At 67.7% G+C, this 24,190-nt stretch carries 31 protein-coding genes and 1 tRNA gene; 14 read left to right on the top strand and 18 right to left on the bottom strand.

All coding sequences use genetic code 11. The annotated features are described in order from the left end of the window. Nucleotides 1-189: 189 nt before the first annotated feature. Nucleotides 190-345 (bottom strand): hypothetical protein, encoded by a 156-nt coding sequence (locus PYV55_RS15995; protein WP_275853204.1) that lies wholly within the window; start codon nt 343-345, stop codon nt 190-192. Between the two features lie 14 nt (nt 346-359). Next, complete coding sequence (locus PYV55_RS15990; protein WP_275853202.1) at nt 360-722, bottom strand: hypothetical protein; 363 nt, start codon at nt 720-722, stop codon at nt 360-362. Between PYV55_RS15990 and PYV55_RS15985 the strand changes: the two genes are divergently transcribed. Next, on the top strand, nt 721-918 hold the full coding sequence (locus PYV55_RS15985; RefSeq protein WP_275853200.1) for a hypothetical protein: 198 nt from the start codon (nt 721-723) through the stop codon (nt 916-918). The genes PYV55_RS15990 and PYV55_RS15985 overlap by 2 nt on opposite strands. 180 nt (nt 919-1,098) lie before the next feature. Here PYV55_RS15985 and PYV55_RS15980 read toward each other — a convergent pair. The 16 genes from PYV55_RS15980 to nifA form a co-directional block, all read right to left on the bottom strand. Beyond that, nucleotides 1,099-1,174: transfer RNA gene (locus PYV55_RS15980), tRNA-Asn, on the bottom strand. Nucleotides 1,175-1,381: 207 nt separating this feature from the next. After that, entirely contained in the window at nt 1,382-1,717 is a 336-nt protein-coding gene (locus PYV55_RS15975) for a 2Fe-2S iron-sulfur cluster-binding protein (RefSeq protein ID WP_275853199.1), read from the bottom strand. A gap of 80 nt (nt 1,718-1,797) precedes the next feature. Further along, nucleotides 1,798-2,661 carry an SIR2 family NAD-dependent protein deacylase gene (locus PYV55_RS15970; protein ID WP_407066815.1) on the bottom strand — a complete coding sequence of 288 codons (864 nt, stop codon included), beginning with the start codon at nt 2,659-2,661 and terminating at the stop codon, nt 1,798-1,800. A 48-nt stretch (nt 2,662-2,709) separates the two neighbouring features. After that, complete coding sequence (locus PYV55_RS15965; protein ID WP_275853197.1) at nt 2,710-3,873, bottom strand: DegT/DnrJ/EryC1/StrS family aminotransferase; 1,164 nt, start codon at nt 3,871-3,873, stop codon at nt 2,710-2,712. A gap of 34 nt (nt 3,874-3,907) precedes the next feature. After that, nucleotides 3,908-4,171: a hypothetical protein gene (locus PYV55_RS15960; protein WP_275853196.1), complete on the bottom strand. Its 264-nt coding sequence runs from the start codon at nt 4,169-4,171 to the stop codon at nt 3,908-3,910. Nucleotides 4,172-4,182: 11 nt separating this feature from the next. Then, a complete protein-coding gene (gene nifT, locus PYV55_RS15955) occupies nt 4,183-4,407 on the bottom strand; it encodes a putative nitrogen fixation protein NifT (RefSeq protein ID WP_275853195.1) in 225 nt (74 codons plus the stop codon). Between the two features lie 71 nt (nt 4,408-4,478). Further along, nucleotides 4,479-5,630 carry a cysteine desulfurase family protein gene (locus PYV55_RS15950; protein WP_275853194.1) on the bottom strand — a complete coding sequence of 384 codons (1,152 nt, stop codon included), beginning with the start codon at nt 5,628-5,630 and terminating at the stop codon, nt 4,479-4,481. Between the two features lie 53 nt (nt 5,631-5,683). After that, nucleotides 5,684-6,055: a DUF3024 domain-containing protein gene (locus PYV55_RS15945; RefSeq protein ID WP_275853193.1), complete on the bottom strand. Its 372-nt coding sequence runs from the start codon at nt 6,053-6,055 to the stop codon at nt 5,684-5,686. Next, complete coding sequence (locus tag PYV55_RS15940) at nt 6,052-6,342, bottom strand: nitrogen fixation protein NifZ (protein WP_275853192.1); 291 nt, start codon at nt 6,340-6,342, stop codon at nt 6,052-6,054. The genes PYV55_RS15945 and PYV55_RS15940 overlap by 4 nt, the downstream gene beginning before the upstream one ends. After that, nucleotides 6,339-6,701 carry a nitrogen fixation protein NifZ gene (locus PYV55_RS15935; RefSeq protein WP_275853191.1) on the bottom strand — a complete coding sequence of 121 codons (363 nt, stop codon included), beginning with the start codon at nt 6,699-6,701 and terminating at the stop codon, nt 6,339-6,341. Before PYV55_RS15935 ends, PYV55_RS15940 begins: the two co-directional genes overlap by 4 nt. Then, the gene (locus tag PYV55_RS15930; RefSeq protein WP_275853190.1) at nt 6,694-7,662 is read right to left on the bottom strand and encodes a 4Fe4S-binding leucine-rich repeat protein; all 969 of its coding nucleotides are present in this window, start codon (nt 7,660-7,662) and stop codon (nt 6,694-6,696) included. The genes PYV55_RS15935 and PYV55_RS15930 overlap by 8 nt, the downstream gene beginning before the upstream one ends. Further along, nucleotides 7,659-8,231, bottom strand: a complete 573-nt coding sequence (locus PYV55_RS15925) for a hypothetical protein (RefSeq protein WP_275853188.1) — start codon at nt 8,229-8,231, stop codon at nt 7,659-7,661. The genes PYV55_RS15930 and PYV55_RS15925 overlap by 4 nt, the downstream gene beginning before the upstream one ends. A gap of 35 nt (nt 8,232-8,266) precedes the next feature. Further along, nucleotides 8,267-8,683 carry a HesB/IscA family protein gene (locus tag PYV55_RS15920; RefSeq protein ID WP_275853186.1) on the bottom strand — a complete coding sequence of 139 codons (417 nt, stop codon included), beginning with the start codon at nt 8,681-8,683 and terminating at the stop codon, nt 8,267-8,269. 66 nt (nt 8,684-8,749) lie between these two features. Continuing rightward, nucleotides 8,750-8,944, bottom strand: coding sequence for a 4Fe-4S binding protein (locus tag PYV55_RS15915; protein WP_144735785.1), 195 nt, complete (start codon nt 8,942-8,944; stop codon nt 8,750-8,752). A gap of 67 nt (nt 8,945-9,011) precedes the next feature. Further along, nucleotides 9,012-10,631 carry a nitrogenase cofactor biosynthesis protein NifB gene (gene nifB, locus PYV55_RS15910; RefSeq protein WP_275853182.1) on the bottom strand — a complete coding sequence of 540 codons (1,620 nt, stop codon included), beginning with the start codon at nt 10,629-10,631 and terminating at the stop codon, nt 9,012-9,014. Between the two features lie 205 nt (nt 10,632-10,836). Further along, on the bottom strand, nt 10,837-12,567 hold the full coding sequence (gene nifA / locus PYV55_RS15905) for a nif-specific transcriptional activator NifA (protein ID WP_275853181.1): 1,731 nt from the start codon (nt 12,565-12,567) through the stop codon (nt 10,837-10,839). 324 nt (nt 12,568-12,891) lie between these two features. On the opposite strand from nifA, the gene PYV55_RS15900 reads away from it, so the two are divergent. The 13 genes from PYV55_RS15900 to PYV55_RS15840 all read left to right on the top strand — a co-directional run bounded on the left by PYV55_RS15900 (nt 12,892) and on the right by PYV55_RS15840 (nt 24,189). After that, the gene (locus PYV55_RS15900; RefSeq protein WP_275853180.1) at nt 12,892-14,130 is read left to right on the top strand and encodes an IscS subfamily cysteine desulfurase; all 1,239 of its coding nucleotides are present in this window, start codon (nt 12,892-12,894) and stop codon (nt 14,128-14,130) included. Between the two features lie 57 nt (nt 14,131-14,187). Continuing rightward, entirely contained in the window at nt 14,188-14,631 is a 444-nt protein-coding gene (gene iscU, locus PYV55_RS15895) for a Fe-S cluster assembly scaffold IscU (RefSeq protein ID WP_275853178.1), read from the top strand. 49 nt (nt 14,632-14,680) lie between these two features. Beyond that, entirely contained in the window at nt 14,681-15,058 is a 378-nt protein-coding gene (gene erpA / locus PYV55_RS15890) for an iron-sulfur cluster insertion protein ErpA (protein ID WP_275853176.1), read from the top strand. Between the two features lie 16 nt (nt 15,059-15,074). Beyond that, nucleotides 15,075-15,398, top strand: coding sequence for an iron-sulfur cluster assembly protein IscA (gene iscA, locus PYV55_RS15885; protein WP_144734370.1), 324 nt, complete (start codon nt 15,075-15,077; stop codon nt 15,396-15,398). Nucleotides 15,399-15,424: 26 nt separating this feature from the next. Then, the gene (hscA, locus tag PYV55_RS15880; RefSeq protein ID WP_275853171.1) at nt 15,425-17,311 is read left to right on the top strand and encodes a Fe-S protein assembly chaperone HscA; all 1,887 of its coding nucleotides are present in this window, start codon (nt 15,425-15,427) and stop codon (nt 17,309-17,311) included. Nucleotides 17,312-17,325: 14 nt separating this feature from the next. Continuing rightward, entirely contained in the window at nt 17,326-17,661 is a 336-nt protein-coding gene (locus PYV55_RS15875) for a 2Fe-2S iron-sulfur cluster-binding protein (protein ID WP_275853169.1), read from the top strand. Nucleotides 17,662-18,187: 526 nt separating this feature from the next. Further along, complete coding sequence (gene nifV, locus PYV55_RS15870) at nt 18,188-19,336, top strand: homocitrate synthase (protein ID WP_275853166.1); 1,149 nt, start codon at nt 18,188-18,190, stop codon at nt 19,334-19,336. Beyond that, a complete protein-coding gene (cysE, locus tag PYV55_RS15865; protein WP_275853164.1) occupies nt 19,333-20,232 on the top strand; it encodes a serine O-acetyltransferase in 900 nt (299 codons plus the stop codon). The genes nifV and cysE overlap by 4 nt, the downstream gene beginning before the upstream one ends. A 5-nt stretch (nt 20,233-20,237) precedes the next feature. Continuing rightward, nucleotides 20,238-20,576, top strand: a complete 339-nt coding sequence (nifW, locus tag PYV55_RS15860) for a nitrogenase stabilizing/protective protein NifW (protein ID WP_275853162.1) — start codon at nt 20,238-20,240, stop codon at nt 20,574-20,576. Nucleotides 20,577-20,600: 24 nt separating this feature from the next. Next, a complete protein-coding gene (locus PYV55_RS15855) occupies nt 20,601-21,449 on the top strand; it encodes an electron transfer flavoprotein subunit beta/FixA family protein (protein ID WP_275853160.1) in 849 nt (282 codons plus the stop codon). Continuing rightward, a complete protein-coding gene (locus PYV55_RS15850; protein ID WP_275853158.1) occupies nt 21,446-22,555 on the top strand; it encodes an electron transfer flavoprotein subunit alpha/FixB family protein in 1,110 nt (369 codons plus the stop codon). The genes PYV55_RS15855 and PYV55_RS15850 overlap by 4 nt, the downstream gene beginning before the upstream one ends. A 27-nt stretch (nt 22,556-22,582) precedes the next feature. Further along, complete coding sequence (locus PYV55_RS15845) at nt 22,583-23,893, top strand: FAD-dependent monooxygenase (RefSeq protein ID WP_275853156.1); 1,311 nt, start codon at nt 22,583-22,585, stop codon at nt 23,891-23,893. Beyond that, nucleotides 23,890-24,189 (top strand): ferredoxin family protein, encoded by a 300-nt coding sequence (locus PYV55_RS15840; RefSeq protein WP_144734347.1) that lies wholly within the window; start codon nt 23,890-23,892, stop codon nt 24,187-24,189. Before PYV55_RS15845 ends, PYV55_RS15840 begins: the two co-directional genes overlap by 4 nt. Nucleotide 24,190 lies beyond the last annotated feature (1 nt).

Here is a 24,190-nt window from a genome sequence, read left to right as displayed (position 1 = left end):
ATGGAAGTCCCCTGCGGAGTTGTTCCTGCCACAGGGAACTTTCGACTTCCAGGCCTACTGGACCAATATCATCAACCCTGTTGCACTTGGGGCTTGAATGCGCCCAGCGATACCGGGTGGTATCGCGAGGATTTGCAACGCGGCCTGGGCCGAAAAGACGCGGTTTTATGTCGCAGATAGCGTCGAACACTACACTAGGAGCCTGTCGGACTTTGGGATCGTCGGCTGCGAACGCGCCGCAGCGGCCCATTTTTTACCGTCTTCTTGCCCCATAGCACCACTATGGGACTGCGAATCCGGCAAAAACTGGCCTCGCTGGGGCGCATTCTCGCTTTCGACGCCCAAAGTCCGACAGGCTCCTAGGCCTGCACCCGTTCGTTGGTGAGCATGTCGAAGCGGCCGAACAGTCGCATGATGGCCTTGTGCCCTGCCGCCCGGCTCCAGCCAAAGAGCCGCACCAGGGTGCTGCCCATGCGCACCGTCTCGGCGTGCGCGAAGCGGCAGGCTCCGCACCAGATCGAGACGATGAATTGTTCGATGAGTTGCAGCGGCGCGTAGCCGCGGTTGGACTTGGGCTGGGGCAATTCCCAGCCCGCTGCCGCACCTCGAAAGCCCATGCTGTCCAGCATTTGCTTGAACAGCGCCAGCCCTCCCCAGGCCGTCACTTCGCGGTTGCTGAAGTTGACCGTAAAGCCGTCACCTTGAAGCACTGGGTCTGCCATGGCCTTCGCCTATCTTGATGATTTACAAGGACTTTTTCTAATGGTATCCATTAGAACCTGCGTCGCCGCCCACGGCCAGGCGATGGGCAATAGCTTGCCTCAAACTCGCGGAAAATGGCTAATGGACAATCTGGGCTCGCTTGTCCGGGCATGTAGCATGGACAGCGCGCTGCGCCTTGCATCCATCCGCCCCTGACCGCAACGCGGGGCATGTTCCCTACTGAAATAGGCTCTTAGGAAATGGCTCGGGGAATGCGCGCCGTATGTGCTTGATGCATCCCTCTCGCTGTGGTTCAGGCAAGCCGCACGCCCGTATAGATGTACATAACAAAAATCCGCGAACTGGCGCGGATTTTTTGCTGATTTTTGTAGTTTTTGGCTCCTCGACCTGGGCTCGAACCAGGGACCTACGGATTAACAGTCCGGCGCTCTACCGACTGAGCTATCGAGGAATGAAGTCTTGCGGCATGAAGACAGAAGGCCCGATCAAAACCTTGGCGGGCCTGGCTTGCTGCTGGCTACTGCCAGCAAACGGCCTTTGTGGCACTGCAATGTCTTTGCAACATCACAGGAGCGGCATTGTAACCTTCCTTCCCGCCCCTCCGCGCACCGTAAAGGATTCGGCGCTGGAGGCGCAGGACGCCGGGAAGAGTCCCTTCTCAGGTCGAAGACAGCAACTGCACCGTCACCGGCTCACTGCCCAGCAGGGCCTGGCAGGCCAGGCGCGACTGGGAGCTGACGCCCACCATGCCATCGAGCTTTTCGTTTTCGGCGCGCTGTATTTTGGACAGGCTCTTGCGGCCTGCAGTGACAAAGACGTGGCAGCTCTCGCACTCGGCCTTGCCGCCGCACTTGCTGACGATGCTCTCGCCCACGGCGAGCAAAGCCTGGAGCAAGGAAGTGCCCGCGGGAACCTCGTAGGTTTTGCCCGAGGGCAGGACGGTCATGGCCGTCAAGGTGGTGGAGGCGGAGGTGGGGGTGGTCAATGTAGTCATGATGGCAAAAAAGTAAGGTGGAAGTGGGGGAGTGGGAAGTGGAAAAAACCGCGGGCCGGAAACCCGCGTGCCTCAGCCGCTCAGGCCGCCAGCGCCGGCTGGAGCGCACTCACCAGCGCGTCGGCAAACCCGGCGAGCGGCATCGCGATGCGCGTGATGTTTTGCTCCTGCAGAAAGCGCGCCTCCATGCGCGTAGGCTCGTCGGGCAGCACCGCCCAGTGCTGCGCACTCGAGCGCTTCATGATCTGGCGGGCGAAGCTGCGCGTGAGCTGGTCGTCGAAGCGGCAACCGAGGAACAGAAAGCTGCGCCCGCTGCGCCAGGCCTGCACGGCGGACGGGATGGGCGTCTGGATGTCGATCTCGGTCAGCACTTCGACGTAGTCGGAGTCCGAAACCAGGTAATTGCCCGCCGGGCTGTGGGCGCCGATAGGCTTGTAGAGCATGGCGGCGGGGCTGTCCGCCAGGTTGGCTGCCGGGTCAGGCAGTGCCTGCCCCGCGGCGTCGTAGGTCTGCGTCCACTGGCCGAAGTGCTCCGACTGCGACAGGCCCTGCACCTGCACCCAGCCCCCCTGCGGCCGGGCCAGCCGCAGCGCGTGCATGAAGGTGTCGTCGTACCAGGTGTCCACCCACAGCCCCGTGTGGCATGCCGCCAGGGCCAGGTGCAGGGCCGAAGGGGCCGGCGCGCTCGCAAAGGCCTCGTTCATCAGGTGCACCACAGTCTTGCGGTGCTTGAAATTTTCGATGAACTGCGCGGCCTGCGTCAGGCGCTTGCGGATCTTGTGCGGCACGCTGACCTTGGCGGTCATGATCTCGGCCAGCGCCAGCGGCGTGGCCGGCACCTGCACATTGCCGCATAGGCCCAGCATGTCGGGCCCGAGGTAGGGAATGACGCTGCCGGCTTCGAGCAGGCGGGCGATTTCCGGGATGGCGGGAGTGGTGTTCATCATGTTCCCCTGGGGTGGATGGCAAAGCGCAGAGCGTTCAGAGCGCGTTCAGAGATAAATGGCCGCCCCGGCGCCGACGTTGGTCGCGGTGTCCTTGAGCGTGGTGACGATGTATTTGACCTGGGTGGCGTCCAGCCCGGTGTGCAGCGGCAGGGCCAGCGCGCGGTCGCCGATGCGGTCGGTGTCGCGCAGCAGGCCGCGCTGGCGGCCGATGGCGTCGCCCGCCTGCATGTAGAAAAACTGCTGGTGCAAAGGATGGCTGTAGGCCGCCGTCTCGATGCCGCAGGCGCGCAGGTCGTCGACCATCTGCGCCCGCGCGCTCGCGGTGAAGCGCTTGCCCAGGTGCACCACATACAGCATCCAGTGCACCTCCTGCACGTCTTCGGCCAGGTACGGCGGCTTGACACCCTCGAAGCTCTGCATCTGCTCGTGGTACCAGACTTCGACCTGCTTGCGCGCGCTCAGCCGGTCGTCGAGCCCGGCGAGCTGCGCCAGCCCCAGCGCGGCCGTGAGTTCGCTCATGCCGGCCTGCAAGGGCACGCGCGCACCCAGCGACAGCGAGCTGCGATCGGCGAGCCGGCGCTGGCGCAGATAGCGCAGCTCGTGCGCCAGCGCCTCATCGTCGGTGAGCAGCATGCCGCCTTCGCCCGTGCACAGCGCCGAGGGCGGCGAAAAATCGAACACCGACACGTCGCCAAACGTCCCCACGCTCTGCCCGCGGTAGCGCGAACCCAGGGCCTCACTGCTGTCTTCGATGAGATGCAGGCCGTGGGCCTGCGCCAGCGTGCGCAGGGGCTCCCAGGCCGCGGGGTGGCCGTTGGTGTTACCCGCGAGCAGGGCGCGGGTGCGCGGGCCGATCTTGAGGGCGGCTTTTTCGGGGCTCAGGCTGCCGCTCCAGTAGTCGATGTCGGCAAACACTGCGGTGGCGCCGGCCAGGGTGATGGCCTGCGCCACCTGGTGCCAGGAGTGGCTGCTGCACACCACCTCGTCGCCCGGGCCTATGCCCAGCGCACGCAGGGCGATCCAGGTGCCTAGCGTGCCGCTGCCCACGGCCACGGCATGGCGGCGGCCGACCCAGTCGGCAAAGGCCCGCTCGAAGGCTTCGAGCATGGGGCCGTCGCTCCAGCGACCGGAGTCGAGCACGGCCTGCACACATTCGGACTCGCGTGCGCCGCACTCGGGTTCGAACAGAGAAATGACGTCTATGTCCATGATGGCTCCTGCTGTGGCGCTGCTGTTTTGGGAGTCACTCGTCCTGCGTGAGGATCAGCGCCGTGGCGTCCTGCGGCGCTTGCGTGATGTGCCAGCAATGGCCGTTGGACGAGGCCAGATAGACGCGGCGCGGGCCCAGTTCCAGCGCCGGCGTTTCGCCGCGCAGGTCCATGGCATCGACCAGCACCACGCGCAGGTCGGGGTAGCGGCTGCGCCATTGCGCTGCAGCCTCACGCAGCGTGCTCGCGCCGGCGACGAGTTGGCCCGCTTGCTGCAGGGCTTCGAGGGTCAGGGCCATGGTGCAGCTCCCTATTCCTGCTCGACGGACGAGGCCAGGCGCCGCGCTTCGACCGTGATGGGCAGGGCCGTATCGGCGGGCAGCGCTGGCAACTCCAGCTGCCAGCCATTGGCCAGCGTGACCAGCCCGCCCCACATGGTCGGCTGGGCCATGGCGACGATGGGCTCCTCCAGGTCTTTCTTGGGCACGTAGGCGCTCAGCACGCCTTGGGCATTTTTGCGAATCATGACTTTCATCGTCGGCTCCGGTGGGGGATGCAAGGGAAGGGAATGGGGTGTGCGGTGCGAAAGACATCGATAGGCATCACTCAGGCGGCGGCCAGCGCTTGTTCTTCGCGCAGCAGGGGTTCGAGCAGCGGCGGCAGGGAGTGCAGCAGGTAGTCCACGTCCTGCGCCGTGCTGCTGGCCCCCATCGACAGGCGTACCGCCGCGAGCGCTTCGGCGGGCGCCACACCCATGGCGCGCAGCACGTGCGAGGGCTCCGAGCCTCCCGAAGAACAGGCCGCGCCCGACGACGCCGCCACGCCCAGGCGCTCCAGCCGCTGCAGCACCACGTCGGCTTCCAGGCGCCCGAAGCGCAGGTAGCTGGTGCCGGGCAGGCGTTCCGCCGCCTGCCCCCAGACATGCACGCGCGGCAGCGCCGCCGCCAGCCCGCGCTCGAGCGCATCGCGCAGGGCACGCAGCCGGGCGGCTTCGGCCGCCAGGTCGCCCAGCAGTTCGAGCGCCGTGGCCATGCCGACGATGCCGGGCAGGTTCTCGGTGCCGCCGCGCCGTCCGCGCTCCTGGCTGCCCAGGGTTTGCGCCACGAAGGGCTGCCCCTGGCGCAGCAGCAGCGCGCCCACGCCCTTGGGGCCGTGGAATTTGTGCGCCGACAGCGACACGGCAGCGGCGCCGCTGTCGGCAAAGCGAAACGGCAGCTTGCCGATGCACTGCGTTGCATCGACGTGCAGCGCAGTCCCGGCCGCGTGCGCCAGCGCGGCGACTTCGGCCACGGGCATCAGCACGCCGGTTTCGTTGTTGGCCGCCATGAGCGAGACCAGTGCGGTTTCGGGGCCTATCGCTGCGGCGGCCTGCTCCAGGTCGAGCCGGCCGTCGGGATGCACGCCGATGGTATCGACGGGTACCCCCTGCGCGGCCAGCGCGCGCGCCAGGCGCAGCTGGCCCGCGTGTTCCACCTGGCTGAACACGACGCGCCGCCGCCCCGGCGCGGCCGCCGCCAGCAGGCCGCGCACGGCCATGTGGTTGGCCTCGGTCGCGCCGCTGGTGAAGATGAGTTCGGCCGGTTTGCAGCCCAGCACCTGCGCCGCACGCGCCCGGGCGTCGGCCAGCGTGCGCCGCGCCTGCTGCCCCGGTGCGTGCTGCGACGAGGCATTGGCCCACACGCTGCCCAGCACCTGCAGCATGGCTTCGAGCACGGCGGGTGCCGGCGCGGTGGTGGCGTTGTGGTCCAGATAGATCATGCTCTGTGCTCCGTGGCTTCCGTGGCTTCCGTGGCTATGTCACGCGGCCCGCATCAAGGCCAGAACACGCGCTCGGCATCGGCGCACAGGGCGTCGAGCGCGAGCGCGAGCGGCACATGTTCGAGTTTGGGCGTCCAGCGGCCCTGCGCGTGGTCGCGCGCGAGCAGGCACCAGCGCTGCGCGCCATCGGGCAGCAGCAGCGCGATGTCTATGGTGCCGCCCACAGGGTCCACGTTGCGCGAGCAGCAGGGGCTTTCCACGCGGTAGCCCGGGCCTTCGCGCAACACGCGCGGGCGCACGTAGCGGTAGCGCGTGCGCTGGCGCAGCGCGCGCACGACGCGAGTCTGGATCAGGTCGCGCACCTGCGGCGCCCCGGCCGACACGACGGCGCGCGCGGCAGCGGGCGTGCTCCGGGCGGCGCTCATGGCGCCTCCTCGGTTTCGGGCAGCAGCCCGGCGGGGGCGGGGATGATTTCTTCTTCCATGCAGCCGATCACGCAGCCCGGAAACTGCACCAGATAGACCGGCTCGTTGTGCTCCGGCATGTGGCCCACGTTGACGATCTCGCCCAGTGCGCCGCGCTCGGCAAGCACGGCATCGGCCGCGCGCTCGGGGTAGCTGCCGTCGTTGCACAGGTCATCGAGCGCGATCACGCGCTGCCCCCAGGCGTACAAGGCCGCGCGCGGTTCCGAGAAGTTCGTGTCCAGGCTCATACTTCCTCCGTCTTTGCAGGAACCAATCCCAACTCGCCCAGCGCCGCGGCCTTGGCGCCCAGTTGCTGCAGCACTTCCTCGGGCAGCTTGTCGAGCGTGCACAGCTCCTTGGCACGCATGCCGACGCGGCAGCCCGAATCGACGAAATCGACGGCGTAGATGTAGAACTGCTGCAGGAAGCTGTTGATGTTGACCACGTAGCCGATCTCGCCGCGCTGCACCAGCACGTCGCCGATGTCCTTGCCGCTGTAGGTGCCGTCGTTGCGGATCACGGTGCGCGAGACCACGCGCTCGCCGTAGTGAAAGCGCGGCGGCCCGGCCAGCTCGATTTCGTTGTCGTCGCGGTTGATGTCAGCCATGGTGGGCTCCTGCACAAAGGGCGGCAGCGGGGCCGGAGGGGTCTGACGCCCCCGCCTCTTGGGGAACCGATTGCGGCGCCAAGGCCGGCGCGCACGTTGGCCGGACTTGCCGGACTTGCCGGGTCTGCGCTTGCAGGCGTGTGCGCACCATCTGGCGCACTTCGGGGTCGGCGTCGTCGCGCAGCGCGGTCAGCGCAGCCAGTGCAGCCAGTGGGGCGCGCAGGGCGACCTCCCAGCGCACGCGCCAGTCGGCGTCGCCCGCGAGGCGCGGCAGCAGCGCGTCGGGCAGGCGCTCGGCCACGATGCGGCGCACCTCGGGGGCGCTGTCTTCGGCCATGCGCAGCAGCGCGGGCATTTCCAGGCGCTGCGCGACGCGCATGCGCACGCTGCGCTCGGGGTCGTGCGCCATGCTCGGCAGCAGCGCCAGCGGCAGACGCTGCGCCACACGCTCACGCACGCTGTAGTCGGGGTCGTTGCGCAGCGCGGCCAGCTCTGCCGGCGCCAGGCGCAGCGCAACGCGGATGCGCACCTCGCGGTGCGGATCGGCAACCAGGCGCTTGAGCTGCGCCAAGGGCAGGCGCAGCGCGACCTGCATGCGCACGGTTTCGTCAGGGTCGTCCACCAGGGCCGCCAGGCGGAACACGCTGGCGTAGCGCGCGGCAATGGCGCGCACTTCGAAATAAGGGTGGTCGAGCTGCGCGTCGCTCAGTTCGGGGTGCCAGCGAAAGAAGCGGTCTATGCGGCGCGCGTAGGCGTCCTGCATGCAGGCGTAGCCCGGCTCGCAGCCTTTTTGTCCAGCCTCTCCGTGGCGTGCGCGCAGCGGTGCATGCACGCAGGTGCTGCAATCGACCGGCCCGCCCTGCCAGTGGCGTGCCGGGATGTCGCCGGGCGCAGCTTGCACATCCTGAGGGCGCCGGGGGCGGGAAAGGGGCGTGGCGGGGGTATGGCCGGGCGCGTTCATGGTGCGGTGCTCCAGCCGCGCAAGGGGTATTCGGGCGGCAAGTCCTGCGCCAGGGCGGCGTCGCCTTGCAGGTGGCGCGCGAGCACCTGCGCCAGCAAGGCGCCGCCGACGTGGTCCTGCGGGTCCAGGCGGCGCAATGCGCCCAGCAGGTACTGCGCTTCATCGAGCGCCCCAAGGCGCAAGTTCAGGTAGGCCAGCCCTTTGAGCGTGAACAGGTAAAAGCGCACCGCCGGGTCGTGGCGCACAGCGTCGTCCGCGGGCGGCTGGTCGCCAAAATCGGCCCCCAGCGCCATGCGCGCCACAGCCAGCGCATCTTCACCCGCCGCGCGTGCTTCGGCCAGGCGGTGGCCGTAGAAGTGAAAGCGGTACAGCGCAATCAGCGGCACGGGGTGCCGAGGCGCGGCGGCACGCGCACGCTCGAGCAGCGCCAGCGCAGCGTCGGGCTGTGCACGCAGCAAGCCGGCCTGGGCGATCAGGGCGTCCACTTCGGGGCTCACGGCGCCGCCCAGCGCGCCCTCGGCAAACGCCAGCGCGCTCGCCTCGTCGAATCCCCAGCGGCCGTGCTCCATGGTGCTGCCCCTTGGTCCTTGCTGCTGCGCGGCTTTCAGGAGGCCAGCGCCGCAGACGCCGGGCGCCCGCGCGCGATGGTGCCCACGTCGATCTTCGTCACCCCGGCGGCGGCACCGGGCGCAGCGCTTTCGGCGCTGCTGCAGGCGCAACTGGCTTGCCCGGGGTGGCTGAAGCTCAGGCCGGATTGTGTCGGCGTCTCGACGAAGTCGATCGTCGCGCCGTCGAGCAGCAGCCGGCTTTGCGCGGGCAGGAAAAAGCGCAGGCCCTGCACTTCGAGCAGCTGTTCGCCGTCCTGCAGAGCGGCTTCGGCGCTGAATTCCGAGCTGTAGCCCGAGCATCCTCCGGGGCTGACCAGGAGGCGGAAACCCGCCGTCGGCGGCAGGCCGGAAAAACGCAGGACGCGCTGAATGAATTTGGCGGCGGCGGGGGTGAGCGTGACGTTGGGCAACATGGTGTCTCTGCCTTCGTTGGGGTTGTGCGGGGGTGTGCGCGATCGTGTGGGCTTGTGGATGAACGCTCAGGCCTTGACGATGCAGCCATCGACCGGGCAGACGGCCACACATTGCGGCTCGTCGAACTGGCCTTCGCATTCGGTGCATTTCTTGGGGTCGATGACGTACACCCCGCCTTTTTCGCGGATCGCGACGTTGGGGCACTCGGGCTCGCAGGCCGAGCAGGCGGTGCAGGTGGAAGCAATGATCTTCATGGACATGGTGACTCTCCTCGGGTGGCAAAAGGAAAAGGAAACGTGCAGGGAACCGGGTGACGAAAGAGCGTGATCAGGCCGCCTGCGCCATCGGGTCCGCGCCATGCGTGTACGCACCCTGGCGGATCTGCGCGTCGCCGCGGTGCTGGTGCACGATGGCGCCGCTCGCGATGCGGCTGCGGTAGCCGTTGAACCATTCGAGCGCAGCCTTTTCGATGAAGTCGCCCGCGTACTGATCGACCGGCTCCACGCCTGCGGCCAGCAGTTCGTCGCGCGGGCAGGCGCCGATCTTGGCCACGAGCACGGCATGGCAGTCGTTGATGGCGCGCACCACCGAAGGCAGCTGTTCGTCGTCGCCAAAACCGCCCTGGCAATACAGGTCCACGCGCCGGTGGCCGACGAACAGCGCCTGCGCGGCCGAGACTTCGAACACCTGAAACTCGCTGACATGGCCGAAGTGCTCGTTGACCCGGCCGCCGCCCTTGGTTGCCACAGCCACCAGCACCTTGAGCTCGTCGCCGACGTCGTCGGCCACCGCCAGGGAGCGCGACGCGGCCAGCGCCTCCTCCTTGGCGGCGTGCTGGGCCTGGCGCTCGTGTTCGACCTGCGCCTGGTAGGCCTGGCGCTTTTCCAGGTCATAGACCACGTCCAACGCATCCAGCTTGTCGAGCGTGAATTCTTCGCTGCGGTCTTCACCAAGCAGGCCGACGGCGTCCGCGCGGCACTGGCGGCAATGGCGCATCAGGTTCGCGCCGCCCATGCAGGCGTCCTGCACGGCCTTGAGCTCCGTGGCCGAGGGGCCGCGCTGGCCGCTCAGGCCGAAATAGGTGCCGTGCTCGGGCTCGGAAATGAGCGGCATGATGTTGTGCAAAAAGGCGCCGCGCTTTTTCACCTCGCGGTTCACCTCGTACAGGTGCTCGTCGTTGACGCCCGGGATCAGCACCGAGTTGATTTTGGTGAGCACGCCGCGCGCCGTGAGCATCTCCAGCCCCAGCATCTGGCGCTCGTGCAAAATTTTTGCGGCCTCGTAACCGCGCACGCGCCGGTGCTCCCAGAAGATCCAGGGGTAAATCTTCTCGCCCACCGCCGGGTCCACCATGTTGATCGTGATGGTGACGTGATCGACGTTGTATTTGCAGATTTCATCGACGTAGTCGGGCAGCGCCAGGCCGTTGGTGGACAGGCACAGCTTGATGTCGGGCGCCTGCTCCTGCAGCATGCGGAAGGTCTCGAAGGTTTTGGCTGGGTTGGCCAGTGCGTCGCCCGGGCCGGCGATGCCCAGCACCGTCATCTGCGGAATTTCGCTGGCCACGGCCACCACCTTGCGCACGGCCTGATCGGGCGTGAGTTTTTGCGAAACCACGCCGGGCCGCGACTCGTTGCTGCAGTCGTACTTGCGGTTGCAGTAGTTGCACTGGATGTTGCACGCCGGCGCCACGGCGACGTGCATGCGCGCGTAGTGGTGGTGGGCCTCTTCGGAATAGCAGGGGTGGTTTTTGACTTTGTCCCAGATTTCCTGAGGCATGTCGTCCGGCCCGGCCGAGGAGCCGCAACTGGCCTTGCCCTCACCGCCGTGGCTGCTGCAGCCGCCGCCAGCAGCGGGAACGTCGAGGCCAGCCCCCAGGGGCTTGATCTGGCCAATGCCTATATAGGTCGGTGCCTGCATGGGCGCCGTGGATGTGCTCGCTTGCATGGGAACCTCTCTTGCGTCCTACCGTGGCCGCGTGTGAGCTTCCTTTGCCAAATTCGTGCCAGGGCTTTGGGGCTGGTTTACACCGGTTTCAGCCCCGGGTTTGCAGGCTTTGTCGGGTCTCGGGCACTGCAAACGGCACACCGCCGGCCTGCCTTGTCGCGTGCCTTGTCGATGATGCGACAAAGGCCACACTGAAAACCTGCCATCAAAACCTGTGCACCTCTATGCCGTGCTTGCGCAGCGCGTAGCCCATCTGGCGCGGCGAAATTTTGAGCAGGCGCGCCGCCTTGGCCTGCACCCAGCCGCTGCGCTCCATGGCCCAGACCAGGCGCTCGCGCTCGCCCTCGGGCTTGCCGTCTGGTCTGCCGTCGGCAGGCGCGGCCATGCTGGCGGGTGCCATCGCGCTCGCCTCGGCGTCTTCGCCCGGCAAGGCGGATGCGCCCTCGCCCGGCATGGCAGGTACGCCGGCGGCCGGCGAGGCAGGCAGCGCGGGCGGCGCCATGGGCACCTCGGCGATGGGGATCTGCGCGATCCGACCCGGGCGCACGGCGTCTTCGCGTTCGATGTGGTGCAGCACCTGGGTCAGGCAGCGGTTTTCCTGGCAGGGAAAGGCCAGGTCGGTGATGAGGTCGCTGTGCGCCATCGTGGCCGTGCGCTCGACGCAGTTTTCCAGCTCGCGCACGTTGCCAGGCCAGTAGCAGCTGCTCAGCACCCGCATGGCTGCGGGCGAGAAGCTGGCCGTGCGCCCGTTTTCGCGGTTGAAGCGTTCGAGAAAGTGCCGCGCCATGGCCGGAATGTCCTCGCGCCGCTCGCGCAGCGGCGGCAGGTTGATGCTCACGACGTTGATGCGGTAGTAAAGGTCGGCCCGGAATTCGCCCGCCTGCACCATGCGCTCCAGGTTGCGGTTGGTGGCCAGAATCAGGCGCACGTCCACCTTCACGGGCGTGGTGCCGCCCACGCGCTCGAATTCGCGCTCTTGCAGCACGCGCAGCAGTTTGGCCTGGAACGCGGCCGAAATGTCGCCGATCTCGTCGAGGAACAGGGTGCCGCCGTGCGCCATCTCGAAGCGGCCCTTGCGCTGGCCCTGCGCGCCCGTGAAGGAGCCTTTTTCGTGCCCGAACAGCTCGCTCTCGAGCAGGCTTTCAGTGAGCGCGGCGCAGTTGACGCAGACGAAGGGCTCGCGCTTGCGCGGCGAAAGGTTGTGGATAGCGCGCGCGATCACCTCCTTGCCCGTGCCGCTTTCGCCGCGCAGCAGCACCGTGGTGCGCGCCGGCGCCACCTGGTGCACCTGGTCGAACACCTCCTGCATGCAGGCCGAGACGCCCACCACCTGGTCGAGCTGGCGCACCGGCTTGTGCAGTGCCTTGTGCATGCGCCGCACCTCGTCCTGCATGCTGTCCATTCCGGCGCTGACGCTGCGCTGCAGCAGCAGCGCCTGCCCCATCAGCGTGGCCACCATGCGCAGCAATTGGAGCTGCTCGTAGAAGGCTGTGCGCTGGTGCGGGTTGAGGTAGTCGATGGCCAGCACCCCGACGGTGCGGCGGTCGGCGCGTATGGGCGTGGCCAGCATGGACACGCCGGTATCCGGCGACTGGTCGGCGCCGCCGGTGCGGTTCAGGAACAGCGGCTCGGCGCGCACGTCCGGCACCGACACGGGCACGCCCGTGGCGTACACCCGGCCCACGATGCCTTCGCCACTGTGGAAGTGCAGGCGCTGCTGCTCCTCGGGCGAAAGCCCGACGGCGCACAGACCGTGCAGCTCCTGGTCGGCATCGGCGAGCACCACGAAAGCCCGGCGCCAGTCCATGGCATAGACCAGGTAGTTCAGGGCTTCACGGAAGGTTTTGCCGATGTCGAGCGACGTTGCCAGCGTCTTGCTGATCTCATAAACGGCATGGAGTTCACGCCGGACTTCTGACACTTGGGGGTTCACCATGATCGGCCTCTGTCTCTTCAAGCACTGACCCTCGGGGGCTTGCCCCCGGAGCGCCCCCTGCTTGCTCGCGGGCACTCGCACCCAAAAAGGTATTGCAGGGCATCAATGTACGAAACCAAGCAATAAACACGCCACCGCGGGCAGCCATTGTCCGCTTTTGCACCTGCGGCCACGACAAACGAAACAGGGGCGAATCCGCGCGCACGGCAGGCGGCTGACAAAGCCGACATTCCACGCGCGCCCAAGCCCGCACAGCGGCAAAAAACGCTTGGCACCGAAATTGCGTTTTGGAGGGCAAGCACGCATTTTTTCGAGGAGTCCGCCATGTCTGCCAGCAGTCCTTCCAGCCCCCACGCTGCCTCGCCGGTGTACCTGGATTACGCCGCCACCACCCCGGTGGACCGGCGCGTGGCCAGCAAGATGTGGCCGTACCTGACCGAAATCTACGGCAACCCCGCGAGCCGCTCGCACGCCTACGGCTGGGCCGCGGAAGAGGCGGTCGAGCTGGCGCGCGAACAGGTCTGCGCCCTCATCAACGCCGACCCGCGCGAGATCGTCTGGACCTCGGGGGCCACGGAATCCAACAACCTGGCGATCAAGGGCGCGGCGCACTTTCACGCCGCCAAGGGCCGGCACCTGGTGACCGTGGCCACCGAGCACAAGGCCGTGCTGGACAGCATGCGCGAGCTCGAACGCGCGGGCTACGAGGTCACGGTGCTGCCGGTGCAGGCCAACGGCCTGCTCGACCCTGAGCGCTTTGCCGCGGCGCTGCGGCCCGACACGGTGCTGGCCTCGGTGATGTTCGTCAACAACGAAACCGGCGTGGTGCAGGACGTGGCCACGCTGGGCAGCCTGTGCCGCGCCAAGGGGGTGCTGTTCCATGTCGATGCGGCGCAGGCCGCGGGCAAGGTGCCCGTGGATGTGGAGCAGTTGCCGATCGACCTGATGTCGCTGTCGGCGCACAAAATTTATGGCCCCAAGGGCATAGGCGCGCTGTACGTGCGGCGCAAGCCGCGCGTGCGCATCGAGGCGCAGATGCACGGCGGCGGGCACGAGCGCGGCCTGCGTTCGGGCACCCTGGCCACGCACCAGATCGTGGGCATGGGCGAGGCCTTCTGGCTCGCCCGCGAGAACATGGCGGCGGACAACGCGCGCATCCTCGCGCTGCGCGAGCGCCTTTGGGCCGGCCTGCAGTCCCTCGATGCCGTGGTGCTCAATGGCGACGCGCAGCAGCGTGCAGCGCACTATCTGAACGTCAGCTTCAACTACGTCGAGGGCGAATCGCTGCTCATGGGCATCAAGGACGTGGCCGTGTCCTCGGGCTCCGCCTGCACCTCGGCGAGCCTGGAGCCCAGCTATGTGCTGCGCGCCATGGGCCGCAGCGACGAGCTGGCGCACAGCTCGGTGCGCTTTTCCCTCGGCCGCTTCACCACCGCCGAAGAGATCGACTTCACGGTCGCGCGCGTGACCGAGGTCGTGCAGCGCCTGCGTGCCATGAGCCCCCTGTGGGACATGGTGCAGGCGGGCGTGGACCTCGACACCATCCAGTGGGCCGCGCATTGACGCGCGGCAGCATCCACCCTCGTTATTCACCCACTTTCTGACGCACGGAGCACTTCCATGGCATACAGCGAGCAAGTCATAGACCACTATGAAAACCCCCGCAACGTGGGCGCCTTCGACCCCAGCGACGCCAACGTGGGCACCGGCATGGTCGGTGCGCCCGCCTGCGGCGACGTGATGCGCCTGCAGATCCGCGTCAATGCGCAGGGCGTCATCGAAGACGCCCGCTTCAAGACCTATGGCTGCGGCTCGGCCATCGCGTCGAGTTCGCTGGTCACCGAATGGGTGCGCGGGCGCACGCTGGACGAGGCGCTGGCGATCAAGAACGCGGACATCGCCGAGGAGCTGGCCCTGCCGCCGGTGAAGATCCATTGCTCCATCCTGGCCGAAGACGCCATCAAGGCCGCCGTGGCCGACTTTCGCGCGCGCCAGGCCAGCGGCACGGCGCACGGCGAAACGCTGATTTCCGAGCAGCCCACCTGCGCCTCCAGCAGCCGCTGAGCCCACCGCGCCCGGCGCATATCCCCCTACCCGCATCCAGGAGTCCGAAATGCAAGCCCTGTCCACCCCTGCAAGCTCCAACGCTGCCAGCGCCATGCCCCCGCTGGTGGAATTCACCCCGCAAGCGGCCGCCAAGGTGGCGGAGCTGATCGTCGAAGAGGGCAACCCCGCGCTCAAGCTGCGCCTGTACGTCACCGGCGGCGGCTGCTCGGGCTTTTCCTACGGCTTTGCCTTCGACGACCAGGTGGCCGAGGACGACGCGATCACCGTCACCGCAGGCGTGGCCCTGGTGATAGACGCCATGAGCCAGCAGTACCTGCTGGGCGCGCGCGTGGACTTCGAAGACGGCCTCGAAGGCTCGCGCTTCGTGATCCACAACCCCAACGCGCAATCCACCTGCGGCTGCGGCAGTTCCTTTTCTGTGTGAACGACGGGAGCACGCCATGTCTCTTTCCCTGACCCCTGCGGCGGCCCAGCATGTGGCCCGCTCGCTGGCCAAGCGCGGCCGCGGCCTTGGTCTGCGGCTGGCCGTCAAGACCAGCGGCTGTTCGGGCTTTGCCTACGCGCTCGAATTCGTCGATGCGCTCAATGCCGACGACCAGTGCTTCGAAAGCCACGGCACCACGCTCATCGTCGATGCCAAGAGCCTGCCCATGCTTGCGGGCACCGAGCTCGACTTCGTGCGCGAAGGGCTCAACGAAGGCTTCAAATTCCACAACCCGAACGCCAAGGCCCAGTGCGGCTGCGGCGAGAGCTTCGCGGTCTGAAACCACAAGAACACAGGGCTTTTGCCATGGCATTGCTGCAAATCGCGGAACCCGGCCAGAGCGCGCTGCCGCACCAGCACCGGCTGGCCGCGGGCATAGACCTGGGCACCACCAACTCGCTGATCGCCACCGTGCAAAGCGCCGTGGCGCGCGCGCTGCCCGATGCGCAAGGCGCCCTGCTGCTGCCCTCGGTGGTGCGCTATCTGCCCGACGGCAGCACCGTGGTCGGACGCGCCGCGCAGCAGCTGCAGGCCGAAGACGCGCACAACACCATCGCCTCGGTCAAGCGTCTCATGGGGCGCCGGCTCGCGGACGTCAAAGAGGCCGCCGCCCTGCCCTACCGGCTGACGGACGCGCCCGGCATGGTCGGCATTGCCACCGTGGCGGGCGAGCGCTCGCCCGTGCAGGTCTCGGCGGACATTCTGGCGGCGTTGCGCGTGCGCGCCGAAGACGCGCTCGGCGGCCCCCTGAGCGGCGTGGTCATCACCGTGCCCGCGTATTTCGACGACGCGCAGCGCCAGGCCACCAAGGACGCCGCGCGGCTGGCCGGCCTGACGGTGCTGCGCCTGCTCAACGAGCCCACCGCCGCGGCCATCGCCTACGGGCTGGACAAGCAGGCCGAAGGCACTTTTGCCATTTACGACCTGGGCGGCGGCACCTTCGACATTTCCATCCTGCGCCTGAGCAAGGGCGTGTTCGAAGTGCTGGCCACCGGGGGCGACTCGGCCCTGGGCGGTGACGACTTCGACCACGCCATCGCGCGCTGGTTCTGCGCCCGGCACGGCCTGGCCCTCGAAGCGCTGCCCGCAGCCCAGCAGCGCAGCCTGCTCACGGCGGCGCGCAGCGCCAAGGAGGCCTTGTCGGAGCATGAATCGGCAGCGCTGTCCTTGCCGGGGATGGCGGGGGTGAATGGCACGGGTGCCGCGCTGCAGGCGATTTTGTCGCGTGCGCAGTTTGCCGAGCTCGGCGCGGCGCTGATCGCCCGCACCCTGCAGGCCACGCGCCGCGCGCTGCGCGATGCGCAGCTCTCGGCCGGCGAGATCGACGGCGTGGTGCTCGTGGGCGGCGCCACGCGCATGCCCATCGCACGCCAGGCCGTGCGCGACTTTTTCGGCCGCGAGCCGCTCGCCGACATCGACCCCGACCAGGTGGTTGCCATCGGTGCCGCCTTGCAAGCCAACATGCTCGCGGGCAACAGCAGCGACGGAGAATGGCTGTTGCTCGACGTGTGCCCACTGTCGCTGGGCATAGAAACCATGGGCGGGCTGGTCGAGAAAATCATCCCGCGCAATTCCACCCTGCCGGTTGCGCGAGCCCAGGACTTCACCACATTCAAGGACGGCCAGACCGCCATGGCGCTGCACGTGGTGCAGGGCGAGCGCGAAACCGTGGCCGACTGCCGCTCGCTCGCGCGCTTCGAACTGCGCGGCATTCCACCAGCCGCCGCGGGCGCGGTGCACATCCGCGTGAGCTTCCAGATCGACGCCGACGGCCTGCTCTCGGTCACGGCGCGCGAGCCCCATTCCGGCATCGAGGCCCATGTGGAAGTCAAACCCTCGTATGGTCTGAGCGACGCCGACATCACCACCATGCTGCAAGACGCCATCACCGCGTCCTCGGCCGACATGCACTTGCGCGCACTGCGCGAAGCGCAGGTGGACGCGCGCCGCCTGCTCGACGCCACGCAGGCCGCGCTCGCTGCCGACGGCGCGCTGCTGACCCCGGCCGAGCAGAACACCATCCGCAAGGCCATGTTCATGCTCGCCGACATGCTCGAAACCGACGCCCCTACGCCCGCCCTGCGCGAAGCCGCCACCACCCTGTCCGCAGCGACCGAGGAATTTGCCGCGCGCCGCATGAACGCCTCCATCCACCAGGCGCTCGCGGGGCGCAGCATGGACAGCCTGGTTTGACTTCGGTGCATCCCATGCCCACCGTCCGCCTGCTCCCGCACCCCGATCTCTGCCCCGAAGGGCGGGCGTTCGAAGCCCGCCGCGGCGCCTCGCTGTGCCAGAGCCTGCTGGACGCGGGCGTGGCCATAGAGCATGCCTGCGAAATGGTGGCCGCCTGCGCCACCTGCCACGTGCATGTGCGCGCCGGCGGCGAATCGCTGGCCGCCCCCGACGACGAAGAAAACGACCAGCTCGACCACGCCTGGGGCCTGGACGCGCAGTCGCGCCTGGCCTGCTGCGTCAAGCTGCGCGACACCGACCTGCTGATCGAATTCCCCCGCCACACGCGCAACCACGCGCGCGAGCGCTGAGGCTTGCGCGTTCGTCTTGCGCCGCCGACTTGCGGCCTGCGCCGCCATTGCGCAGCAAGAGCACGCCGCCCCTAAAACCATAGCTGCTCACGCTGGATGCACCTGCGTGAAGTGGCAAAAACATGCCAAATTTCAGGCACCCACCGCGCTTGCCCTGGCCGCAGCTTTGCCAAGGAAGGCGGGCGCGGGCGCCGCAGAAACTATCAATCCAATAGCTGCTTGTGCTTGATGCACCTCCACAAAGCGGCAAAAACATGCAAATTTTTCGGCGCCCCGGCCCGCTTGCCCCAAGCGTCTTTGCGCTTCGCCCCGGCACAGCAACGGGACGCGCTGGGGCGCGCGCCAGACTCCCGGCCCTTGCATCCCTACGGCGGCTGTCCGAAACAGCACATTTGCGACATGCCCCGTCGCGCCGCAGGCGGTCTGGGCGCGGTACTGGGCCCGGCGAACGCACAAAACCCACAAGCAGAGGCGCAAACCGGCATGGCATGCAGTTTGCGATGACAGAGGCAAAAGGATGCCTGCCATGTCCCGCCCACCCACCATCAACGACACCACGCTGCGCGACGGCGAACAGACCGCCGGGGTTGCCTTCACGCTGCAGGAAAAATGCGCGATCGCCCAAGCGCTGGCCGCAGCCGGCGTACGCGAGATGGAAGTCGGCATTCCGGCCATGGGCGAAGAGGAGATCGCCGGCATCAACGCCATCGCCCGCCTGCAGCTGCCCGCGGCCCTGATGGTCTGGGGGCGCCTGACCGAGGGCGATCTGGCCAGCGCGCTGCGCTGCCAGGCCGACACCATCCACCTCTCGGTGCCGGTGTCGGACATCCAGTTGCAACACAAGCTGCAGCAGCCGCGCGCCTGGGTGCTCGCACAGGTCACGCACGTGGTTTCGCTGGCCGCAGCGAGCGGCCGCAAGGTCTCGCTGGGTGCCGAAGACGCCTCGCGCGCCGATCTGGACTTCCTCATCGCAGTGGCGCAGCGCGCGCAGGCCTGCGGTGCAAGCAGGGTGCGCTTTGCCGACACGCTGGGCGTGCTGGACCCGTTTGCCACTTACGAAGCCATCGCACGGCTGCGCGCCGCCGTCGATATGGAGATCGAAATCCACGCCCACGACGACCTGGGCCTGGCCACGGCGAACACACTCGCTGCCCTGCGCGCCGGCGCCACGCACGCCAACACCACCGTCAACGGCCTGGGCGAACGGGCCGGCAATGCCGCGCTCGAGGAGGTGGTGATGGGCGTGCGCCACCTGCACCACGCCGACACGGGCGTGGACCCCAAGGCGCTGCTGCCCATCTCGCGCCTGGTGGCGGCGGCATCGGGCCGGCAGGTGGCGTTCAACAAAAGCATCGTCGGCGAAGCCGTGTTCACGCACGAGTCGGGCATCCACGTCGATGGCCTGCTCAAGCATCCGACGACCTACGAAGGCTTCGACCCGGCCGAACTCGGGCGCCAGCGGCGCACCGTGCTCGGCAAACATTCGGGCACGCAGGCCGTGCGCCACGCGCTGCGCACGCTGGGCGTGGCGCCAGACGACGAGGCTCTGACGCGGCGCGTGCTGGCGCGCATCCGCAGCCATGCCCTGTGCGCCAAGCAGGCGCTCGCGCCCGAAGACCTGCGCGCCTTCCTGAACGAAGCGCCCGCCGCGGCGGCGCCAAGGGGCCTGGCATGAAGCGCGCATCCCTGCGTCAGCCCGAAGCCGCCCCTGCGCGCAGCTCCGCAGCCGATGCCGCGCGCGCCGCCACGGCCCACGGCGCCGCTGCAGCGGCCGGCACGGCAAGCAGCGCCAGCGGTGGCACCGCCAACAGCGCAACGTGCGCGGCACGCCCGCCCTCGTGGTGGGCGCTGCTGCGCGAGGACGTGCGCTGCGTGCTCGCGCGCGATCCGGCGGCGCGCAGTCTGCTCGAGGTCTGGACCATCTACCCCGGCGTGCAGGCCGTCGCGCTGTACCGCATCGCGCATGCGCTGTGGCGGCGCGGCTGGCGCTACCTGCCGCGCTGGATCTCGTTTGCGGCGCGCGGGCTCACGCAGGTGGACATCCACCCCGGCGCGCGCATAGGTGCACGCTTTTTCATAGACCACGGCGCGGGCGTGGTGATCGGCGAGACGGCGGAAGTCGGCGACGACGTGACGCTCTACCACGGCGTCACGCTGGGCGGCACCACGTGGAACACCGGCAAGCGCCACCCGACCCTGGGCAACCAGGTCGTGGTGGGCGCGGGGGCGAAGATTCTCGGCCCCATCCAGATCGGCGACGGCGCGCGCGTGGCGGCCAATTCGGTGGTCATAGAGGCCGTGCCGGCCGGCGCCACCGTGGTGGGCATACCGGGGCGCGTGGTCTCGCCGCGGCGGCGCACCACGCACGGCTTCGACCTCGACCACCACCTGATCCCGGACCCGGTGGGCAAAGCCATTGCCTGCCTGCTGGACCGCGTGGCCCTGCTCGAGCGCCAGCTGGCGCAGACCCAGGGCCAGGCGCCGACCGACAGCGCCTGCGGCCATTGCGACGACGCCTGCGCCGAGCCCGCTTTTGCGCAACAAGCACTTTCCCTTTCCGCTATGGAGTGAGCCCCATGGAAAACTTCATCCAACAAATCAAGGCCCTGTCTTCTGCCGAGGATTTTCTGCAGTTCTTCGGCGTGCCCTTCGAGCAAAGCGTGGTCAACGTCAGCCGCCTGCACATCCTCAAGCGGTTTTTCCAATACCTCCGCCAGCAGAACCTGCCCCCCGAAATGGACGAGCTGGCGCTGTTCACGGCCTACCGCGAGCAGCTGGCCCGGGCCTACGCCGACTTTGTGCGCTCGACCCCGGCGCAGGAAAAGGTCTTCAAAGTGTTCCAGGACACAGGTGGCCGGCAGCACGTCACGCTCGACAGCCTGCGCACCTCCCTGCCTCCGCGCGCCGCGGCCTGAGCGCCACAACCCAAGGAGCCTCCCATGCACATCGTCGTCTGCATCAAACAAGTGCCGGACTCGGCGCAGATCCGCGTCCACCCGGTGACCAACACCATCATGCGCCAGGGCGTACCAGCCATCGTCAACCCGTATGACCTGTTTTCGCTCGAAGAGGCGCTGCGCCTCAAGGACCGCTTCGGCGGCAAAGTCACCGTGCTGTGCATGGGCCCGCCGCAGGCCGAGGAGGCGCTGCGCAAGTGCATCAGCTTCGGCGCCGACGACGCCGTGCTCGTGACCGACCGCGCCTTCGCGGGCGCCGACACGCTCGCAACCTCCTACGCGCTCGCCGCGGGCATTCGCCAGATCGGCCGGGAGCAGGCGGTGGACATCGTGTTCACGGGCAAGCAGACCATTGACGGCGACACCGCCCAGGTGGGGCCGGGCATCGCCAAGCGCCTGGGCCTGCAGCTGCTGACCTACGTCTCGCGCATCGTCGAGACCGACCTCGAGCAGCGCCGCATCACCGTGGAGCGCCGCGCCGAAGGCGGCGTGCAGGTGCTGCAAACCGCGCTGCCCTGCCTGATCACCATGCTGGAAAACACCAACGAGCTGCGCTTTGCCAGCCTGCCGGCCATGGTGCACGCGGCAGCCTATGCGGTGCGCAAGTGGAGCAAGGAAGAAGCCGGCATCGAAGACCTCGACAAGATCGGCCTCAAGGGCTCGCCCACCGTGGTCAGCAAGGTCTTCGGCCCCACACCGCGCAGCGAGAAGGCCGAAATGCTCGACCTCGAAACCTCGAACCTGCGCGACGTGTCGCTCAACCTGTTGCAAAAAATCTTCACGCGCCACCCGACGCTGGAAAACGACCTGCTGATGAAGGAGCAAGCATGAACGCCCCCACCACCCCTGCCACGCCGGCCAAGCGCCCCGCCGGACGCGGCCGCAACCTGGAACTGCCCGAACACCTCAAGGCCTACAAGGGCGTATGGGTGTTCGTCGAACACGACCGCGGCCATGTGCACAGCGTCTCGTGGGAACTGCTGGGCGAAGCGCGCAAGCTCGCCGACCTTCTGGGCAGCCAGGTCGGCGTGGTCGTGCTCGGCGGCAGCGACGAGCCGCTGGAGAGCTACGCCGCCGAAGCCTTCACCTTCGGTGCCGACAAGGCCTACATCGTGCACGACCCCGTGCTCAAGGGCTACCGCAACGAGCCCTTCACCAAGGGCCTGACCGACCTGGTCAACAAATACCAGCCCGAAATCCTGCTGCTGGGCGCGACCTCCATGGGGCGCGACCTCGCGGGCTCGGTGGCCACCACGCTGCTGACCGGGCTCACGGCCGACTGTACCGAGCTGAACATAGACCCCGTCTCCAAGGCCCTGGCGGCCACGCGGCCGACCTTTGGCGGCTCGCTGCTGTGCACCATCATGACCCTGGCCTACCGGCCGCAGATGGCGACCGTGCGCCCGCGCGTGCTCGCCATGCCGCGCGCCGAAGCAGGCCGCACGGGCGAAGTGGTGCAGGAAACCCTGGGCATGGCCGAGGCGCAGATCGTCACCAAGCTGCTGGACTTCATCCCCGACGCGAGCAGCAACAAGATCAACCTGCCCTATGCCGAGGTGATCGTCAGCGGCGGCAAGGGCATGAAAAACCCCGAAAACTTCAAGCTGCTGTTCGAGCTCGCGCGCGTGCTTGGCGGCGAGGTCGGGGCGACGCGCCCGGTGGTGCAGGCCGGCTGGGTCGAGGCCGACCGGCAGGTGGGCCAGACCGGCAAGACGGTGCGCCCCAAGCTCTACATCGCCGCGGGCATCAGCGGCGCGATCCAGCACCGCGTGGGCATGGAGTCGAGCGACGTGATCGTGGCCATCAACACCGACCCGAACGCGCCCATCTTCGACTTCGCACACTACGGCATCGTCGGCAACGCGATGCAGGTGGTGCCCGCCCTGACGCAAGCCTTCGCCGCGCACCTGGCGCTGCGCAGCAAACAAGTGGCCTGATCCACTGAGCCACACAAGGAGCGCACGATGAGAAAACCCTCCCAATTCGACGCCATCGTCGTCGGCGCCGGCCCCTCGGGCAACGCCTGCGCCTACACCATGGCCAAAGCCGGCCTCAAGGTGCTGCAGATCGAGCGCGGGGAATACCCCGGCAGCAAGAACGTGCAGGGCGCCATCCTGTACGCCAAGGCACTCGAAGAAATCATCCCCGACTTTCGCGAAGACGCGCCGCTGGAGCGCCACATCATCGAGCAGCGCATGTGGATGCTCGACGACAGCTCCTTCGTCGGCACGCACATCCGCAGCGCCGATTACGACAAGCCGCCCTACAACCGCTACACCATCATCCGCGCCCAGTTCGACAAGTGGTTCAGCGCCAAGGTGCGCGAAGCCGGCGCCCTGCTGATCTGCGAAACCACGGTCAACCACCTGATCATGGACGGCGACCAGGTGGTGGGCGTGCAGTGCGACCGCGAGCAGGGCGACGTCTATGCCGACGTGGTGGTGCTGGCCGATGGCGTCAACTCCACCCTGGCGCGCAAAGCCGGCTTTCACGGCGAGATCAAGGCACAGAACGTGGCCCTGGCGGTGAAGGAAATCCTGTTTCTGCCCGAAGACACCATCCGCCAGCGCTTCAACGTCGGCGAAGAGTCGGGCGTGGTGATAGAGATGGTGGGGCGCATCACCGACGGCATGATGGGCACGGGCTTTCTCTACACCAACAAGGAGTCGCTGACCATAGGCGTGGGCTGCATGCTGTCCGACTTCAAGAGCAATCCCAACCGCACCAGCCCCTACGTGCTGCTCGAAAACATGAAGCGCCACCCGGCCATCGCGCCGCTGATCGAGGGCGGCGAAATGAAGGAATACTGCGCCCACCTGATCCCCGAAGGCGGCTTCAACGCCATCCCGCAGGTGTACGGCAACGGCTGGCTGATCGTGGGCGACTCGGGCGGCTTCGTCAACGCGGCGCACCGCGAGGGCTCCAACCTGGCCATGACCACGGGGCGGCTTGCGGCCGAGACGGTGATCGCCGCCAAAGCATCCGGCAAGGGCTTTCACGCCAATGCGCTCAAGCCCTACAAGGCCGCGCTCGACGACAGCTTCGTCATGAAGGACTTGCGCAAATACCGCGACCTGCCCACCGTGATGCACAAGAACCCGCAGTTCTTCACCACCTACCCCGACCTGGTCGCGCAGGCGGCGCGCACCATGATCACGGTCGATGGCGTGGACAAGAAGAGCAAGGAGCGCGAAGTCTTCGCGCATTTCCGCAAAACCCGCAAACTCACCGGGCTCGTGGGCGATGCGTACAAACTCTGGAAGGCCATACGATGAACACGCTCACCGTCAATGTGGAAGAAAAGCTCTTCCAGAACCGCTACCGCGTCGATGCAGGGCGGCCGCACATCAAGATCAAGGATGCCGACGTGTGCACCAACGTCTGCGAAGCCAAGAGCTGCACCTTCATCTGCCCGGCCTCCTGCTACAAAAGCGAGGGCAACGGCAACGTCACGCTGATCACCGACGGCTGCCTCGAATGCGGCAGCTGCCGCATCATCTGCAGCGAACACCTGAACGTCGAATGGGAGTACCCGCGCGGCGGGCACGGCATCCTGTTCAAGTTCGGCTGAC

This window comes from Extensimonas soli (assembly GCF_029211265.1).
GTDB lineage: Bacteria > Pseudomonadota > Gammaproteobacteria > Burkholderiales > Burkholderiaceae_C > Extensimonas > Extensimonas soli.
This window is presented reverse-complemented; position numbering and strand designations above follow the sequence as displayed.

Coding starts and splice junctions, on each gene's coding strand:
- PYV55_RS15915 (WP_144735785.1), bottom strand. CDS start 8,944: ATGTCCATGAAGATCATTGCTTCCACCTGCACCGCCTGCTCGGCCTGC.
- hscA (WP_275853171.1), top strand. CDS start 15,425: ATGGCATTGCTGCAAATCGCGGAACCCGGCCAGAGCGCGCTGCCGCAC.
- PYV55_RS15840 (WP_144734347.1), top strand. CDS start 23,890: ATGAACACGCTCACCGTCAATGTGGAAGAAAAGCTCTTCCAGAACCGC.
- PYV55_RS15965 (WP_275853197.1), bottom strand. CDS start 3,873: ATGGACATAGACGTCATTTCTCTGTTCGAACCCGAGTGCGGCGCACGC.
- nifV (WP_275853166.1), top strand. CDS start 18,188: ATGTCCCGCCCACCCACCATCAACGACACCACGCTGCGCGACGGCGAA.
- PYV55_RS15950 (WP_275853194.1), bottom strand. CDS start 5,630: ATGATCTATCTGGACCACAACGCCACCACCGCGCCGGCACCCGCCGTG.
- PYV55_RS15990 (WP_275853202.1), bottom strand. CDS start 722: ATGGCAGACCCAGTGCTTCAAGGTGACGGCTTTACGGTCAACTTCAGC.
- PYV55_RS15900 (WP_275853180.1), top strand. CDS start 12,892: ATGTCTGCCAGCAGTCCTTCCAGCCCCCACGCTGCCTCGCCGGTGTAC.
- PYV55_RS15925 (WP_275853188.1), bottom strand. CDS start 8,231: ATGGAGCACGGCCGCTGGGGATTCGACGAGGCGAGCGCGCTGGCGTTT.
- PYV55_RS15920 (WP_275853186.1), bottom strand. CDS start 8,683: ATGTTGCCCAACGTCACGCTCACCCCCGCCGCCGCCAAATTCATTCAG.
- erpA (WP_275853176.1), top strand. CDS start 14,681: ATGCAAGCCCTGTCCACCCCTGCAAGCTCCAACGCTGCCAGCGCCATG.
- PYV55_RS15875 (WP_275853169.1), top strand. CDS start 17,326: ATGCCCACCGTCCGCCTGCTCCCGCACCCCGATCTCTGCCCCGAAGGG.
- PYV55_RS15845 (WP_275853156.1), top strand. CDS start 22,583: ATGAGAAAACCCTCCCAATTCGACGCCATCGTCGTCGGCGCCGGCCCC.
- nifB (WP_275853182.1), bottom strand. CDS start 10,631: ATGCAAGCGAGCACATCCACGGCGCCCATGCAGGCACCGACCTATATA.
- PYV55_RS15970 (WP_407066815.1), bottom strand. CDS start 2,661: ATGAACACCACTCCCGCCATCCCGGAAATCGCCCGCCTGCTCGAAGCC.
- PYV55_RS15930 (WP_275853190.1), bottom strand. CDS start 7,662: ATGAACGCGCCCGGCCATACCCCCGCCACGCCCCTTTCCCGCCCCCGG.
- PYV55_RS15960 (WP_275853196.1), bottom strand. CDS start 4,171: ATGGCCCTGACCCTCGAAGCCCTGCAGCAAGCGGGCCAACTCGTCGCC.
- nifA (WP_275853181.1), bottom strand. CDS start 12,567: ATGGTGAACCCCCAAGTGTCAGAAGTCCGGCGTGAACTCCATGCCGTT.
- iscU (WP_275853178.1), top strand. CDS start 14,188: ATGGCATACAGCGAGCAAGTCATAGACCACTATGAAAACCCCCGCAAC.
- PYV55_RS15975 (WP_275853199.1), bottom strand. CDS start 1,717: ATGACTACATTGACCACCCCCACCTCCGCCTCCACCACCTTGACGGCC.
- PYV55_RS15940 (WP_275853192.1), bottom strand. CDS start 6,342: ATGAGCCTGGACACGAACTTCTCGGAACCGCGCGCGGCCTTGTACGCC.
- PYV55_RS15850 (WP_275853158.1), top strand. CDS start 21,446: ATGAACGCCCCCACCACCCCTGCCACGCCGGCCAAGCGCCCCGCCGGA.
- iscA (WP_144734370.1), top strand. CDS start 15,075: ATGTCTCTTTCCCTGACCCCTGCGGCGGCCCAGCATGTGGCCCGCTCG.
- PYV55_RS15985 (WP_275853200.1), top strand. CDS start 721: ATGGCCTTCGCCTATCTTGATGATTTACAAGGACTTTTTCTAATGGTA.
- PYV55_RS15945 (WP_275853193.1), bottom strand. CDS start 6,055: ATGAGCGCCGCCCGGAGCACGCCCGCTGCCGCGCGCGCCGTCGTGTCG.
- cysE (WP_275853164.1), top strand. CDS start 19,333: ATGAAGCGCGCATCCCTGCGTCAGCCCGAAGCCGCCCCTGCGCGCAGC.
- nifW (WP_275853162.1), top strand. CDS start 20,238: ATGGAAAACTTCATCCAACAAATCAAGGCCCTGTCTTCTGCCGAGGAT.
- nifT (WP_275853195.1), bottom strand. CDS start 4,407: ATGAAAGTCATGATTCGCAAAAATGCCCAAGGCGTGCTGAGCGCCTAC.
- PYV55_RS15855 (WP_275853160.1), top strand. CDS start 20,601: ATGCACATCGTCGTCTGCATCAAACAAGTGCCGGACTCGGCGCAGATC.
- PYV55_RS15935 (WP_275853191.1), bottom strand. CDS start 6,701: ATGGCTGACATCAACCGCGACGACAACGAAATCGAGCTGGCCGGGCCG.